Origin of the sequence: Pseudarthrobacter sulfonivorans (assembly GCF_024391045.1) — a bacterium.
Lineage (GTDB): Bacteria > Actinomycetota > Actinomycetes > Actinomycetales > Micrococcaceae > Arthrobacter > Arthrobacter sulfonivorans_B.
On sequence record NZ_JANFCZ010000024.1, the window covers coordinates 35,034 to 48,910 of the forward strand.

At 67.9% G+C, this 13,877-nt stretch carries 13 protein-coding genes; 7 read left to right on the forward strand and 6 right to left on the reverse strand.

What is annotated here, in order from left to right; all coding sequences use genetic code 11:
* The first annotated feature begins 83 nt into the window (after positions 1-83).
* Positions 84-974, forward strand: coding sequence for a helix-turn-helix transcriptional regulator (locus NQJ30_RS15085; RefSeq protein ID WP_255770806.1), 891 nt, complete (start codon positions 84-86; stop codon positions 972-974).
* Between the two features lie 175 nt (positions 975-1,149).
* A complete protein-coding gene (locus NQJ30_RS15090; RefSeq protein WP_255770807.1) occupies positions 1,150-2,190 on the forward strand; it encodes an NAD(P)-dependent alcohol dehydrogenase in 1,041 nt (346 codons plus the stop codon).
* 67 nt (positions 2,191-2,257) lie between these two features.
* Here NQJ30_RS15090 and NQJ30_RS15095 read toward each other — a convergent pair whose 3' ends face one another.
* From NQJ30_RS15095 to NQJ30_RS15110, 4 genes are all read right to left on the reverse strand, one after another.
* Positions 2,258-3,457, reverse strand: coding sequence for a cytochrome P450 (locus NQJ30_RS15095; RefSeq protein WP_255770809.1), 1,200 nt, complete (start codon positions 3,455-3,457; stop codon positions 2,258-2,260).
* Between the two features lie 46 nt (positions 3,458-3,503).
* A complete protein-coding gene (locus NQJ30_RS15100) occupies positions 3,504-4,469 on the reverse strand; it encodes a PDR/VanB family oxidoreductase (protein ID WP_255770810.1) in 966 nt (321 codons plus the stop codon).
* 164 nt (positions 4,470-4,633) lie between these two features.
* Entirely contained in the window at positions 4,634-5,470 is an 837-nt protein-coding gene (locus NQJ30_RS15105; RefSeq protein WP_255770811.1) for an IclR family transcriptional regulator, read from the reverse strand.
* A gap of 149 nt (positions 5,471-5,619) precedes the next feature.
* On the reverse strand, positions 5,620-6,420 hold the full coding sequence (locus NQJ30_RS15110) for an SDR family oxidoreductase (protein ID WP_255770812.1): 801 nt from the start codon (positions 6,418-6,420) through the stop codon (positions 5,620-5,622).
* Between the two features lie 160 nt (positions 6,421-6,580).
* Between NQJ30_RS15110 and NQJ30_RS15115 the strand changes: the two genes are divergently transcribed.
* The 4 genes from NQJ30_RS15115 to NQJ30_RS15130 are packed head-to-tail and all read left to right on the forward strand — an operon-like array spanning position 6,581 to position 11,754.
* Positions 6,581-7,960, forward strand: a complete 1,380-nt coding sequence (locus NQJ30_RS15115; RefSeq protein ID WP_255770813.1) for an aldehyde dehydrogenase family protein — start codon at positions 6,581-6,583, stop codon at positions 7,958-7,960.
* A gap of 30 nt (positions 7,961-7,990) precedes the next feature.
* Positions 7,991-8,917 carry an MBL fold metallo-hydrolase gene (locus NQJ30_RS15120; protein ID WP_255770814.1) on the forward strand — a complete coding sequence of 309 codons (927 nt, stop codon included), beginning with the start codon at positions 7,991-7,993 and terminating at the stop codon, positions 8,915-8,917.
* Positions 8,918-8,972: 55 nt separating this feature from the next.
* Positions 8,973-10,298 (forward strand): MFS transporter, encoded by a 1,326-nt coding sequence (locus tag NQJ30_RS15125; protein WP_255770815.1) that lies wholly within the window; start codon positions 8,973-8,975, stop codon positions 10,296-10,298.
* A 37-nt stretch (positions 10,299-10,335) separates the two neighbouring features.
* Complete coding sequence (locus NQJ30_RS15130; RefSeq protein WP_255770816.1) at positions 10,336-11,754, forward strand: MFS transporter; 1,419 nt, start codon at positions 10,336-10,338, stop codon at positions 11,752-11,754.
* Positions 11,755-11,829: 75 nt separating this feature from the next.
* Here NQJ30_RS15130 and NQJ30_RS15135 read toward each other — a convergent pair whose 3' ends face one another.
* Positions 11,830-12,624 (reverse strand): IclR family transcriptional regulator, encoded by a 795-nt coding sequence (locus tag NQJ30_RS15135; protein WP_255770817.1) that lies wholly within the window; start codon positions 12,622-12,624, stop codon positions 11,830-11,832.
* A 48-nt stretch (positions 12,625-12,672) separates the two neighbouring features.
* Complete coding sequence (locus tag NQJ30_RS15140) at positions 12,673-13,383, reverse strand: HD domain-containing protein (protein ID WP_255770818.1); 711 nt, start codon at positions 13,381-13,383, stop codon at positions 12,673-12,675.
* Between the two features lie 230 nt (positions 13,384-13,613).
* Between NQJ30_RS15140 and NQJ30_RS15145 the strand changes: the two genes are divergently transcribed.
* Positions 13,614-13,835, forward strand: a complete 222-nt coding sequence (locus tag NQJ30_RS15145) for a hypothetical protein (protein ID WP_255770819.1) — start codon at positions 13,614-13,616, stop codon at positions 13,833-13,835.
* Positions 13,836-13,877 lie beyond the last annotated feature (42 nt).

The window sequence follows — 13,877 nt, forward strand, 5'->3', positions numbered from 1 at the left end:
CGGGCACCGCACCCACGCGCAGCCCGCAACCGGGCCCCAGCGGAACCTCCCGCCCCGCCCGGGATTCCCCGTAGCGTAGTCCCATGGATAACCGAGCAGAGGTACGGCAGTTCCTGTCTTCCCGCCGCGCCCGCATCACCCCGGAGCAGGCAGGACTGGAACCCTACGGCGGCCGGCGCCGGGTCCCGGGGCTACGCCGGGAAGAGGTGGCGCGGCTCGCGGGCGTCAGCGTCGAGTACTACACGCGCCTGGAGCGCGGAAACCTAGCGGGCGTCTCGGATGGAGTCCTCGATGCCATCGCGCATGCTCTGGAACTGGACCGGGCCGAGCACGATCACCTCTACGATCTGGCACGCGCGGCCGTGTCCTCAGGCCGCAAACGCAGCCCCGCCAAGGCCGCCGGACCAGGCGTGCGTCCCGTGCTGCAACACCTGCTGGACGCCATCACCGGCGCGCCGGCCTTCATCGGCAACAACCGGCTGGACATCGTGGCCGCCAACACCCTGGGCTACGCCCTCTACGCCGACATGTACCGCGGTCCGGCGCGGCCGGCGAACCACTCCCGCTTCATCTTCCTCGACCCGCGATCACACAACTTTTATACGGACTGGAACAGCGCGGCCAGCGCCAACGTGGCCATCCTCCGCCGCGAAGCCGGGCGTAATCCGCACGACAAAGGCATCGCCGAACTCGTCGGCGAACTCTCGATGCGCAGCGACGACTTCCGCACCCGCTGGGCGGCACACAACGTCCGGCGCCACTACTCGGGCACCAAGCTGTTCCGGCACCCGGTGGTGGGGCTGCTCGAACTGGACTACCAGGTCCTGGAACTCGACGAGGACCCCGGCCACACCCTGACGGTTTACCCCGCCGTCCCGGGCAGCCCCTCGGAGGAGGCCCTCAAGCTGCTGGCCTCCTGGGCCGCAACGGAAAACCTCGTGCAGACGGCACAGGCCCCTGCCGGGCGACCGTAGCGGCGCCAGAGAGCACCATCCCCAGGGGGTCCCTGCCAGTACCCGTCACGGCAGGGTCTCCCTCAGAACTGCCGGATGCGTTTTGATGGAACAGTGCCCCCGGTGCCACCCACCCACGGCCAAGAAGTTCAGCAGCATCCATCCCAACGCTGTCTGCCTATCAATAGGAGAAATATTGCTTATCGCGAATGCCTACGCCGCTCCGTCCTCTGACGGAGATCTCGTCCCCACCACCATCGAACGCCGCGATGTCGGCCCGCACGATGTGCTGATCGAGATCAGGTTCGCCGGCATCTGCCACTCGGATATCCATACCGTCCGCGGCGACTGGGGACCCCAGCAGTACCCGCTAACACCGGGGCACGAAATCGCCGGCATCGTCACCGAGGTTGGCAGTGCCGTCACCAAGCACTCCGTCGGCGACCGTGTCGGCGTCGGCTGCATGGTCAACTCCTGCGGCGAATGCGTCAACTGCAAGAAGGGAGAGGAGCAGTACTGCCTCGCGGGAAACACCGGCACCTACGGCGCCGTGGACCGCGACGGCACCATCACCCAGGGCGGCTACTCCACCCACGTGGTCGTCACGGAAGACTTCGTGGTCACCATCCCCGAAGGCATCGAGCTCGACGTCGCCGCTCCTCTCTTGTGCGCGGGCGTCACCACGTACTCCCCCTTGCGGCACTGGGGCGCTGGCCCCGGGAAGAAGGTCGCCGTCGTCGGCCTCGGCGGACTCGGCCACATGGCCGTCAAGCTCGCCCACGCCATGGGTGCGGAAGTCACCGTGCTCTCGCAGTCGCTCAAGAAGCAGGAGGACGGGCTCAAGCTGGGCGCGGACCACTACTACGCCACCAGCGACGAGACCACTTTCGCGGACCTCGCCGGCAGCTTCGACCTGATCATCAACACCGTCAGCGCCTCGATCGACATCAGCTCCTATCTGGGCCTGTTGAAGCTCGACGGCGCCCTGGTCAACGTCGGGGCACCGGCCGAACCGCTGCCCGTGAACGCCTTCGCGCTGATCGGCGGCCGCCGCTCCTTCGCCGGTTCAATGATCGGCGGCATCCGCGAAACCCAGGAGATGCTGGACTTCTGCGCCGAGCACCACCTGGGCGCCGAGATCGAGGTCATCCCGGCAAGCAAGATCAACGAGGCATACGAACGCGTTCTGGCCTCTGACGTCCGCTACCGCTTCGTGATCGACACCGCGACGCTCTAAAGCATCACAACGAAGAGAGCCTGCACCCATCCGCGGGGTGCAGGCTCTCTTTTTGGATCCATGGAAACTAAGCTGCTGTGATCCGCACCGGCAGGGACTCGAACCCGCGGAGCACGTTGTGCAGGATGGGCACCGGGGCGCCGTCAGGTTCGATGGTGGCCACCCGCTCAAGCAGCTGCTGCAGCACAATTTCCATTTCGAGCCGGGCGATCGGCTGCCCCACACACTGGTGCAGGCCCATCCCGAACGCGACGTGGCCCGACGCATTGCGGTTGAGATCGAAGTCATCAGCGTTCTCACCCCACTTGCGTGGGTCACAGTTCGCGGCACCGAGGAATACCAGGACCTTGGCGCCTGCAGGCAGGTGCACTCCACCCAGGACGGTGTCCACGGCGACCGTCCGGTGGAACTTCTGGAACGGCGACTCCAGGCGCAGCGCCTCATCCACGGCAAACTTCGCCATCTTCGGGTTTTCCCGCAGCTGGGCCCAGGCTTCCGGGTAGCGCGCCAGCACGGAGAGCGTGTTGCCGATGCCGAAGATGGTGGTGTCAACGCCGGCGGACAGCAGGGCGCGGACCAGGAGCGTGGCCTGCTGCTCGGTGATCAGCCCGTCCTCCACGCGCTTCCAGATCTGGGCGCCGAACCCGATGTCGTCCAGGTTTTCGCGCTGGCAGTTCCGCATCACCGCGGCGGCGTGCTCATCGCCCTGCGCGAAGGCCTGCTTGAAGATGTAGTTCTCCGGACCGAACGCGTTGAACACCATGTTGCCGTACGGCAGCAGATGTTCACGTCCGACGTCGGGGATCCCCACCGCGTCGGGGAAGACACGGAGGGGGTACTTTTCGGCGAGGTCCGTGATGGCGTCGAACCGTTCGCGGCGGGCCAGCTGCTCCGTCAGCTCCACGGCGGGCGGCGTGAACGGCTCGCGGAGGGCACGCACCGTGCCGGGGTTGATGACGCCGGTCAGGGCGCGGCGCATGACGGTGTGGATGGGCGGGTCCGATTCCAGGATGCTCGGCGGACGCCAGCCCGAGTCCTTGCGGATGTCCCGCGGACCCAGCCCGCCGGAGGAGATGTAGGTTTCGAAGTCGGTCAGGACCTCGTAGACCTCCTGGTACCCGGCCACGGCGTAACTGCCGGTGCTCTCCAGGTAGGAGACGGCGCCGGCGTCGCGGAGCCGCCCCAGGAACGGGTAGGGGTCCAGGAGGTTCGCGGTGTCGAACGGATCCTCGCCCAGTACGTTGGCTTCATGGGTGGTAACGGTCATGGGAAACACTCCTGGGGACGAAAACGTGGCGGGACGCATGAAATTGCTAAAGATCCAGGACGAGGCGAGGGCAGCCGGCGGCGGCCCGCGAGACGCAGACCAGCATGATTTCGCCGGCGTCCCGGTCCTCCTGGGTGAGGACCGCGTCCCGGTGCTCCGGCTCGCCCGAAATGATCTGGGTTTCGCAGGTGCCGCACAGGCCGCCGCGGCAGGAGGACAGGACGCGCACGCCCACCTCCTCCACCGCTTCGAGGATGGTCTTGTCATTCGGCACGGTGACGGTGGTCCCGGTCCGGGCCAGCTCCACCTCAAACGGGGCGTTGGCAGCGGCGGCGCCCAGTGTGGAGGCGACGAAACGCTCGGTGTGCAGGGCGCCCGGAGGCCAGCCCATGCAACGCTCCTCCACCGCGCCGAGCAGGCCGCCGGGCCCGCACGCGTACACCAGCATGTGCGCCCGGGGCATGCCGAGGATCTGGTCGAGGTCGAGCCTGCCCGCCTCGTCCTCGGCGATGATCCGGATCCGGTCGGTGCCGTACCGGTCCTCAAGCTGCTGCGCGAAGGCCATGGTGTTCCGGCTCCGGCCGCCGTAGATCAGGGTCCAATCCTTGCCGGCAGCCTGTGCGGCCTCCAGCATCGGAACGAGCGGCGTAATGCCGATGCCGCCGGCGATAAAGAGGTAGCGCCGCGACTCGCGCAGCGGAAAGTTGTTGCGGGGTTCGGAGATGGTCAGCGGCGTACCGGGCAGCAGCGCGTGGACAGCCTTTGATCCGCCGCGGGAATCCGGCACATGCAGCACACCGATGCGCAGGTGGTCCAGTTCGTCCGGCGAGGAACACAGGGAGTACTGGCGCACCAGGCCATCGCCCACATGGACATCGATGTGCGCGCCGGGCTGCCAAGGCCGGAACGGCTGGCCGTCGGCCCGCCGCAGCACCAGGGAGGCCACCTGGTCCGCCACGACGTCCACCTGGTCGACGACGGCGTCGATGGTGGCTCCTGCAGATGCACTCATGGGGTCTTCACTTCCTGTGGAACGGCGTGCCTGCCAGGCAGGCTTCGGCCGGAGAACCGGCCGCTTTAAGGGCTTACTTGAGGTTAGGTGTTCCACGCCACAGGAACGGGACAGCTTTCCATCCAACGGAAAGACTCGCGCCCAGGCAGCTGCACAGACCGGAACTACTGCGGCAGATGCTCCACACCCAGCCGCCGGGCGATTCCCCGCGCGGCGATGTTGAGTACGGGAACCACGGTGCCCACCGGTGCCGGACGGCCGCGGGTGACGATGCCCAGTGCGGCCACCACCTGCTTGTTCGGCAGGAATACCGGAACGGCCAGGCCGTAGTTGTCCGGCCCCGCCTCCTCTTCGGTGGTGGCGTAGCCGCCGGCCCGGACCCTATCGATCTCGGCGGCCAGCAGCCCGGGGTTGGTGATGGTCCGGGGCGTATGCGGCTCGAGCCGCTGGACGGCGGAGGAAAACAGGTCCTTGGCCCCGTATGCGAGCATGATCTTGCCCGCAGCGCTGGCGTGCAGCGGCAGGCGTGCGCCCACGCGCCGGAACGGCTGGCCCGCACCGGTCCCGGACATCCGCTCCACCAGCAGCACCTCTTCGCCGTCCAGGATGAACAGATTCACCACGTTGTGGGTGACAAAGAGGACGTCCTGCATAAAAGGAGCGGCCACCTCGGCGATGTTCTGCTGCGCCGGGGCCAGCAGGCCCAGCCGCCAGATCCGCTGGCCCACGCGGTATTCGGCATTCACCTTTTCCAGGCCGCCCCACGCCACCAGTTCACCGGCGAGGCGGTGTGCGGTGGCCACCGGCAGCCCCGCCCGCCGGGCCATGGAGCTGAGGCTTTGGACGGAGTGTTCGGCGTCAAAGGTGCCCAACAGGGCCAGGGCGCGTGAGGTGACACTGGCCGCCTGGCGGTCGGCAGCACCGTCGCCGCCGGCCGGACGCCTGGGCGCGGCCGTACCCGTCGGCCGGGCGGTCCGGCCCGCCGGGGCAGCGTTTGCCATGAGTCACCCTTCTGCGCGCTGGAGAGTGCGGTGCCGCACGTGCCGCGGTGCCGCTTCCTGCCATCTTAAGGCCCGACGCCGGTGCCTCCACCGCGAAAGGTGAGGCACCGGCGTCGTACGTTATTGCATCCGCCGTTGGACGGCGCCGTTCAGCCGGCCACTGCGGCGAGCCCGGAGCCGCGGTAAGCGCCCAGGCCGCCGTCGACGCGGATATCCGAACCGTTCACCCAGCCTGATTCGGGGCGGAGGAGGAAATCGATGACGGGGGCGATGTCATCCGGATCACCGAAGCGGCCCAGCAGGGCGCCGGCGCCCTCCACCTTGTCGCGGCCGTGGTCCTTCTTGAAGTCCTCGAGGATGGGGGTGGCCACGGGTCCCGGGCTGACGCTGTTGACGCGGATCCGCTGCGGCAGCAGCTCGGCGGCCAGGTGCTCGGTGAGGACCCGGACGCACTGTTTGGAGAAGAGGTAGGACTCTCCGGTGACCTCATCATCGGCCGCCACGGAGTCCAGGGCGGCAGCCTGGTCGTCGGCGAGCGCGAAAGCCGAGCACTTGGCTTTGACCTCCCGCCAGTTCACGGCAACGCTGGAGGCGAGGTTCACCACGGCGGCCCCCTCGCCAAGCAGGGGTGCAAGCGCACGGACCAGCCCGCGGACGCCGAAGACGTTGACGGCCAGCACGGTCCGCCACGGTGCCGTGCCAGGGACGCCGGCAATGTTCGCCAGGCCCGCGATGCCGTGCGGTGCTGCGGCCGCGACTGCCGCCGCGGCGGCGTCGATGCCGGTTTGGCTTGAAAGATCGGCTTGGACAAAGGTGCCGCTAAACTCCGTGGGCGCGTTGCGGTCGATGCCGATCAGCGGCACGCCACGGCCGGCGAGGATCCCGGCCGTCCGGGCCCCGATGCCGGACGAGACCCCGGTAAGAACGATGGGCAGTTGCTCGTGGGACATGCAGACTCCTCGATAGTGCGTGACGTGCTTCACTCCATAGTGGCAAGCCGGCCCGGACGGCCGCCGCAGACTTTCCGTTGGATGGAAAGATCGCCCCCTCGGTGTGACCGGTGCCATGACACTGGGATAAGAATCCCCCTCCCGGCCGAAAGGACAAACCATGGCGGCAGCCCAGTACGAGGTCTTCGACCCGGCCACCCTTGAGCTCGTCGGACACGCTCCGGACAATACCGCGCAGGACATCGAGGCCGCCGTGGCAGCGGCCCGTGCAGCCTCGGCCGGCTGGGCCATGGACCGGGAGGCACGCCGCAGCGCCCTGCGTGCAGGCGCGGCACTGATCCGCCGCGACCTGGACTCGCTGGCCACCCTGCTCTCCCGGGAACAGGGCAAGCCCAAGGCCGACGCCGCGGGTGAGTTCTCCGTGGCCGCGGGCCTGTTCGATTACTACGCGGACCTTGAGTGGGGCGAAGCCCAGCAGCTCACGCCGCGTGCCGACCGCAGCCTGGAGGTCCAGTACCGGCCCGTGGGCCTTGTTGGCACCATCACGCCGTGGAACTTCCCCATCTCCCTGCTGTGCGTAAAACTCGCCCCTGCCCTGGTGGCCGGCTGCACTGTGATCGCCAAGCCCTCGCCGTCCACCCCCTTGTCCACGATTGCCCTGGTGAATCTCCTCAACGAGGCCCTGCCGGCCGGCGTGCTGCAGGCCCGGACCAGTGCGCGGCGCACCGTCAACGTTGCCCTCAGCACCTCTCCGGGCATCCGCAAGATTTCCTTCACCGGCTCCACGGAGGTGGGCATCTCGATCGCGCAGCAGGCCGCCTCAACGGTCAAGCGCGTCACCATGGAGCTCGGCGGAAACGATCCTGCCATCGTCCTGGACGACGCGGACATCGCTGTCACCGCCCGGGGCATCGTGGGCAGCGCCTTCCGCAACGCGGGCCAGGTGTGCATGGCCGTCAAGCGCGTGTATGTCCCGCGCAGCCGCAGCGCCGAACTGGCTGAGGCCATCGCCGCCGAGGCGGCACGCCACGTGCTGGGCCACGGCATTGCGGACGGCACCACCATGGGCCCGATGCACAACGAGTCCCAGCTCAAGCTGGTCCACGGCCTGGTTGAATCCGCCGTGGGCGCGGGCGCCCGCGTCATCACCGGCGGCACCGCGGGCTGCGACCTGCCCGGCTACTTCCTCTCCCCCACCGTGGTGATCGATGCGGAACCGGGCATGGACCTGGTGGAACAGGAACAGTTCGGGGCGGCGCTGCCCATCGTGGCCTACGACAACCTGGATGACACCATCGCCGGACTGAACGCCGGCGAATTCGGTCTGGGGGCATCCGTGTGGAGCCCCGACCTGGAGCGTGCCTACGCCACCGCCTCACGCCTTGAGGCCGGAACAGTCTGGGTCAACCAGCACACCCTGGTGGAACCGGACGCCCCGTTCGGCGGCTGGAAGGCCTCCGGCGTGGGCCGCGAGCGCGGCCGCTGGGGGCTGGAGGAATACCTGGAAACCCGTGTCATCAACGCCCGTCCCCACTCCTGACCCCCGCACACCCTGCAGAAGGATTTCCCTGTGAGCGTCGAACTGATCACTCTTGGCACCGCCGCCGGCCCGGCCATCCGCGGACCCGAAAACGGCATCTCCAGCGCACTGGTGGTGGGCGACGCCTTCTACATGGTGGACTTCGGCCTCGGTTGCTCCCGCGCCGCCCATGAGGCCGGCCTTCGGGGCAACGACTTCGTGGCCGGCTTCGTCACCCACCTGCACTCGGACCATGTGGTGGAGCTTCCCGGCTTCCTGCTGTGGAACTGGGGGAACCCGGTGGAGGGCTTCACTGGCCCTGTTTCCATTGTCGGCCCGGGCAAGGACGCCACCCGCGCGGGCGGCACCGGACTGTCCGGCACCGGCGAACTGGTCTCCCACTCGCTGCAGGCCTTCTCCTACGACATTGACATTCGGGTGCATGACGAGGCCCGCCCGGACCTTGCGTCCCTGGTGCGCACTGTGGACCTGGCCACGCCCGCCCATAAGTCACCCGCGGCGGCCCGCCCCTTTGATGTCTATGAGGATGACAGGGTCAAGGTCACCGGCATCCTGGTGGAGCACCCGCCCGTGCGGCCTGCCCTGGCCTTCCGCTTCGAGACCGACGCCGGCTCTGTCGTGTTTTCCGGCGACACGGCGGAATGTGATGCCATGGTGGTGCTCGCCGAGGGCGCGGACGTTTTGGTGCATGAGGCGGTCAACCTGGGCTTCTACGCGGACAAGGGATTTGCGCCGGAATTCGTGAACCACCAGCGGATCGCCCACACTCCGCCGGAGGGTGCCGGCCGCGTTGCATCCGCCGCAGGGGTGGGCCGGCTTGTCCTTTCGCACCTTGCCGGCCGGGCCGAGCCGCAGTGGTGGCGCAGCCAGGCAGCCTCAACCTTTGACGGCCCCGTGGACGTCGCCGTCAGCGGCCAGCGGTTTGGCATCGGCAGCCCGGTCCTGGCTCCCGCCTGAGGGGACCCTGGCTCCAGGAAGCCCGCCCTGTCACCCCGCCGCGAGGACCGAACAATTGGCACTGCCGTCGCCCACCACACCACTCGCTGACACCACGGCGACGGCGGACGGGGCCTGGCCCGCTGTCCTCATTGCCGGCATCGCGGCGGCGATGCACATCTGGAAACTTCCTGCCGCACTGGCCGGCATCCAGGCGGACCTTGGCACCTCCCTGGTTCAGGCCGGGCTGCTGCTGGGCATCATCCAGGTGGCCAGCGTGTTGGGTGGCCTGGCCACGGCCGTGTGTGGTGAAATGGCCGGCCTGCGCCGTCTCCTGATCTCCGGGCTGGTCCTGCTCAGCGCCGCCTCCGCCCTGGGTGCTGCCGCCCCGGGCACCGAATGGCTGATGGCAGCCCGCACACTGGAGGGCGTCGGCTTTCTGCTGGCTGTTGTGGTGGCCCCAGCCCTCATCCGCAAAGTGACCTCACCGCGGCGCCTGCATGTTGCGCTGGCAAGCTGGGCCACCTTCCAGGGAACGGCCACGCTGATCGGCCTGTCCGCGGGTGCCCTCTTCCTGCAGGCCGCGGGCTGGCGTGAATGGTGGCTGGTCATGGCCGTCCTCACGCTCCTCCCGGTGCCGCTGCTGCTGCGCCGGGTGCCGAAGGACAGGGCCTTTGCCGATGCCGGGCTGCGCTCCGCGCTCCGCAGGGTGGGCCGCACCGTTGCCACCCGGCGGCCATGGATCATTGGGGCGGTCTTCGCCTGCTACACGGCGCAGTGGATGGCGGTACTCGGCTTCCTGCCGTCCATCTACCGGTCAGCGGGGCTCGATGGTCCATGGCCGGGCATCCTCAGTGCCATCGCGGGAGGCGTGAACGCCATCGGGGCCCTCAGCGCCGGCCCCCTGATCCAGCGCGGGCTGTCCGAGCGGAAGATCATTTCGTGGACCTTCCTGTCGATGTCCGCCGCTTCCGTGGCCACGTTCGCCATCGGCTGGGAAGGCATCCCGAACGGCATCCTCGTCCAGGCTGTCCTCGTTGCCCTGTTTTCCGCCGTCGGGGGCCTTATCCCGGCCGCGGTGACCAGCTACTCGGTGCGCATCGCACCCGCGGACGGTTCCGTCACCGCCGTACTGGGGCTGACGCAGCAGATCTTTAACGTGGGAAACTTTGTGGGGCCCATGATGTTTGCCCTGCTTGCCAGCACCACCGGCGGCTGGGGCACCACGTGGTGGCTGACGTGTGGATTGAGCGCCGCAGGGATGGTCCTGCTGGTGTTCCTGGGACGGTCCGACGGCGGCTGTGCGCGGGGAACGCGACGTTCCCAAAGTGGCTTTCCGCCCAACGGAAAGATCAAATGTAAGGCCGGTCACACCATCCTAGAGTCGAGGAAACGCCGGTGAAACCGGCCAAGACTCCCCTTCAACGATTGGGCAAACCGTGTCTGAAAATCCCCGCATGACGCCGGGCTCCGCGACCTCCCGCGACCCCCGGACCTGGTCCCGGGCCAAGCGCAACCGCTACGGCTGGTTCATGACGTTCAGCCTGCTTTTCCTGATGATGCTCAGCTGGGCGGACAAAGCAGTCCTGGGCATCGCGGCCGTCCCGCTGATGAAACAGCTGGGCATCACGCCCGAACAGTTTGGCCTCGTGGGCAGCGCCATGTTCCTGACCTTCGGCGTGGCGCAGATCGTTGCTGCCCCCATCGCCAACAAGGTATCCAGCAAGTGGATCCTGCTGGTCCTGTGCCTACTGTGGTCCGTGGCGCAGGTCCCCATCCTGCTGTTCGCCTCACTTCCCGCGCTCTGGGCCAGCCGCCTGCTGCTCGGCGCCGGCGAGGGCCCGCTGGCGCCGGTCCTGATGCACGGCATCTACAAGTGGTTCCCCGAGAAGAAGGGCGCCACCCCTGCGGCCCTGGCATCTTCCGGCGTGACGCTGGGCATTGTGGCGTTCGCACCGGTCCTGGCGTGGGTCATCGGACAGTTCGGCTGGCAGACCGCCTTCGCCGTGCTTGCCATCGTGGGACTGCTGTGGTCCGTCTTCTGGGTCATCGCGGGCAAGGAGGGTCCCTACACCAGCCGTAAGGCGGAGCAGGAGCTCGACGGAATCGCCCCGGAGGAGACTCCCGTGATGGCCGAAACCAAGATCCGCTACTGGCGCACCATCCTGTCCCCAAGCTGGATCTTCGCGGTGCTGGCCTCCTTCTTCGGCTACTGGACCTTTACCCTCGCCATGTCCTGGGGACCTGCCTACTTCCAAAACGTCCTGGGCTTCAGCGGCCAGCAGTCCGGTGCCATGATCGCCCTGCCCGCCGCCTGGGGAACCATCGCCACCATTGGCCTCAGCGCACTCACCCAGCGCCTGCACCTCAAGGGCGTGCCCACCAGAAAGGCCCGCGGCTGGGTCCTCGGCGGCGCCGGTGCCTTCGCCGGAGCATGCCTGGTGGCCGCGACCATGACCAGCTCACCCGCCCTGTCCATCGCCCTGATGGTCTTCGGCTTCGGAACCGCACCGGCGCTCTTCGCCATCACCTACCTGGTGGTGGCGGAACTGACCACCATCGCCCAGCGCGGGGCCAACCTCTCCATCGCCAACGCGGTCCTCACCACCGGCGGCGTGTTCGCACCGGCAGTGTCCGGATTCCTGATTGGCGGTGCCGCCACCCCGGCGGAGGGCTACCGCGCCGCGTTTGCCCTGGCCGGCGGCCTCCTGCTGACCTTCGGTGTGCTGGCCCTGCTCTTCGTCAACCAGCAGCGTGACCGCCGCCGGCTCGGCCTTGACGTCGCTGCCGGCGTCTCACTCAAGGCGTCCGCCTCTGGAGCAGAGGCAGCAGCATTGGCTGCAGCCACCAAGGCCTGAAGCTTCACTCCCGGAGGGGCACCAGTCCGGAAGGCACCAGTGCGGAGGCCGCAGACGCGGCCTCCGCACTCGCTGTCAGCCCCGCCCCCCGCGGTGCATGCCGATCAGCGTCTCCAACGGGATCCGCGCGGTGGCCCGCTCAATCTGGACCGCGATGCCCTTAAGGACGGGCAGGTGCCGGGTCATGGTTGATGCGTGCGACGTCGGCAGCACCAGCCCGAGGCCGGCGCCGATCCGGCCGGTATGAAACACGGGGACGGCGATGGAACACGAGCCCAGCCGCACCTCCTCCAGGGTGGTGGCGTACCCCTGGGCCCGGATCTGGGCCAGCTCCTCGGCGAACTTCCGGGGGTCGATGTGGGTGTGCGCGGTGGGCCGTTCGAGGTCCCGGTTCAGGTAAGCGTCGCGGACCCAGTCATCTTCGAACGCCAGGATGACCTTCCCGACGGCGGTGGCGTGCATCGGGAGGCGCCCTCCCACGCGGGAGGCCCGGGGAACACGTTTGGAGCCGTAAACCCGGTCAATGTAGAGGACATCATGCCCTGCACGGACGGCGAGGTGCGCGGTCTCGCCCGTGAGCGAAAACAGGTCCTGAACGTACGGCTGGGCAGCGTCGCGCAGCTGGCGTCCGGTGTTTTGGGCCAGCTCCCACAACCGGATGCCGAGCTGGTAGCGTCCGTTGGGCTCGCGGGAGAGAAAGCCCCAGTCCGTCAGTTCGTTGACCAGCCGGTGCGCCGTGCTGAGCGGAAGCCCGGATTTCTCGGCGATGTCGGTCAGGCTCAGGGCGCCGCGGGAGCTCTCAAACGCCTCCAGGATGGCCAGCACCTTGGACGTCACCGAGCGCCCGGGTTCGCGGCTGCCGCCGGCCATGGGGACCTCCTCGTTTCCGGACGCGCCTGTCAGCGTCCGGCTTCGAGTCTAGATGGGAGCGGGGCCGGCGTCCCCGCCGGCGGTGAGCAGCCGTCGGCGCTGCGGCCATCCGTTGACCGATTCCAGGGCGGACAGCGCGCGGGCGATGGCCTTTGCCTCGTCTGTGAACAGATGGCCGTGCACGCGTTGGCTGCACAGCCGGAGCGCCTGCCCCCGGTCCAGGCCGAACCAGTCCATAACCGTGTCGATGCCGTGGGGGCTGAGCCGCCAGGTCTTGTCGGCGTCCTTGACGATTGCGTCCTCGATGGACAGCGCTTCGCGGCGGGAGTCGTGGCCGTCGATGATGTCAAGAATCGCGGGGACTTTGGCCGGGTCGTAGCCGCCTTCCGAGAGGATGCCAGCCGCCAGGCGGGCACCCTCCTTCTCATGCAGCAGCACGAGGTCCGGCCGGCCGCCTCCGGGCGCGATCGCCTGCAGGACCTCCGACGGCGGCACCTGTGACCAGCCGATATCGTGCAGCATGATCGCGGGCAGCACGACGGCGGCATCCGCTTCCGGGTGCGCGTCGAGCAGCGCGCTGGCCAGGCCGAACGCATAAAGGGTGTGGGCGTCATTGCTGCGCACCTTGAGCAACGGGGCCGCGGATTCCCACAGGGCAGTGAGACCGGGATCCAAGGCAATCACTCCGTCAGGCTCCGCCTCGATCCCCGCCGAAACGTCCTGTCCAAAGTGATTGGCCGTTGCCTGCAACTTCGTCATGCTCCACCTTGTTCCGCCAAGGGTCGCGGCGGCAACCAAAGCTCCCACTCAGCGGAAGCCTCCTCGTCGCAGTGCATCCTTCGAAAAAAATCGTTCTGAAAGGCTCCACGTGCGCCGATGCCTGGGATAGCGTAGCCACTATGGCGCCCGGGCATTCTTGGCGCCACAGCAGTCCGCCGCGATGTGACGGGCGGGTTGTGCCTAATGTTTCGTTCGAGCAAAGGATGATCATGGCCGTTTCAATTGAGCTTGGCAAGAAACTCGACAAGGACTACGAGACCAAGAGGCTGAAGGATATCCTCGACGCCCCGCCGTCTGCGCTGGCCGGCCTGACAGAGAAGCACGACGAAATTCTCGCGGGAATGGGCATCAAGACCGTCCGCGACCTCGGCAGCAACAAGTACTTTGCCTTGGCAGGCGTGCTCGTGGCCCTGTCCAACCACACGGACTAAGCCTCCAGGACACACACCAAAAAGTCCGGCCGGATTATGCGT